Here is a 1,408-nt window from a genome sequence, read left to right as displayed (position 1 = left end):
TTAGTACTCCAGCGGGATTTCGTGTCCTGGGCTGGTTCTTCGGTTGTAGTGGGATCGTTGTGCTGTGGCTTGGTGTTTTCTGCGCCAGTGTGACCAGTTCAGTGCGTGGGTCAGGAGATCGCGGGGTGGTCCCGGGGCGGGGAGGAGAGCTGCCAGAAGTCTTCGGATCTCTGCCACCGTGAGGGGGACGAGGCTGGTGGATTCGTTTCTGCGGCCCCTTTTGCGGGAGTGTCTGTGCGTGCGGCGAGTGCGGTGAGGAAGGCGTGGGCGAGCATGGCGAGGGTGATGTGCCGGTACCAGCCCGGATAGCGGCGGACTTCGTACTGGTCGAGGCCGCACTCGTTCTTCGCGGCCTGGAAACACTCCTCCACCGCCCATCGGGCGCCCGCGATCTGTACGAGTTTCGGCACGTCGGCAGTGGTGGGGGCATAGGCCGTGTAGTAGGCGACCTCGTTGGGGTCGGAGAGGCTGCGGCGGGCAAGGACCCACCGGTGGTGGGTGGGCGGATCGGGGTCGAAGACCAGGCTGACCGGGAGTTTCGCGGCGGCCCAGTCGTAGACGCGCGGCCCTTTGGCCCCGGGCCCGCAGGAGAGCCGTTGCCAGGCATCGGCCGGTGCCTCGTCGATGAGCTGGTCGATACGCCAGATCCCGGCGAGGGACTTGATCTGCTGGGACTTGGGGACGGCGAGCACGTAGCCCAGGCCGTGCTGTTCGAGGCGGCGGCGGAAGTTCCAGTCCTGGCCGTATGCCTCGTCCGCGGTGACCCAGGCGACCGGCGTGCCAGCAGCCATCGTACGGGCAATGATGGTTTTTGCCAGGTCGCCCTTGGTCGCGAACCCGCGCTCCTCGGGAATCTTCGCCGCCCGGCACCGTTCCCTGTCTCCCGTCCAGGACTTCGGGAGATACAGCTCCCGGTCCACCAGAGCCCTGCCCCGCCCGGTGGCGTAGGCGGCGAACACCCCGATCTGGCAGTTGTCGATCTTCCCCGACGTGCCGGTGTACTGCCGGCCCACTCCCGCCGACGTGGTGCCCTTCTTGACGAACCCCGTGTCATCGATGATCAGCACACCACCCTGCCCCAAGTGCTCGACCACATAGTCCCGCACCTCGTCACGCAGCCCCTCAGCGTCCCAGCGGGCCCCGTTCAAGAGGTGCTGGAACCCTTCAGGAGTACGGTGGCCTGCGTATTCAGCGAGCTGCCAGCCGTTCTTCCGGCCGACCGGGCCCAGCAGCCCGCGGACGTAATCCCGCATCCTCCACCGCAGATCAACTCGCCCGAACAGACCCGCCACCCTGCCCAGCAACGACTCCAACTCGGCTGCCCACACGTCTACTTCAACAGTCCCCGCCACACCCCGTACAACGAACGGTCCCAGCCCAGGACACGAAATCCCGCTGGAGTACTAAG

At 66.3% G+C, this 1,408-nt stretch carries 1 protein-coding gene; it reads right to left on the bottom strand.

The genetic code is table 11. The annotated features are described in order from the left end of the window. Window positions 1-110: 110 nt before the first annotated feature. Window positions 111-1,352 carry an IS701 family transposase gene (locus tag ACFV6H_RS37725; protein WP_385551407.1) on the bottom strand — a complete coding sequence of 414 codons (1,242 nt, stop codon included), beginning with the start codon at window positions 1,350-1,352 and terminating at the stop codon, window positions 111-113. Between the last annotated feature and the right edge of the window lie 56 nt (window positions 1,353-1,408).

Origin of the sequence: Streptomyces sp. NPDC059743 (assembly GCF_042732975.1) — a bacterium.
Taxonomy (GTDB): Bacteria; Actinomycetota; Actinomycetes; order Streptomycetales; family Streptomycetaceae; genus Streptomyces.
The sequence above is the reverse complement of the archived record's forward strand: the minus strand, read 5'-3'. Positions and strand labels throughout refer to the sequence as shown.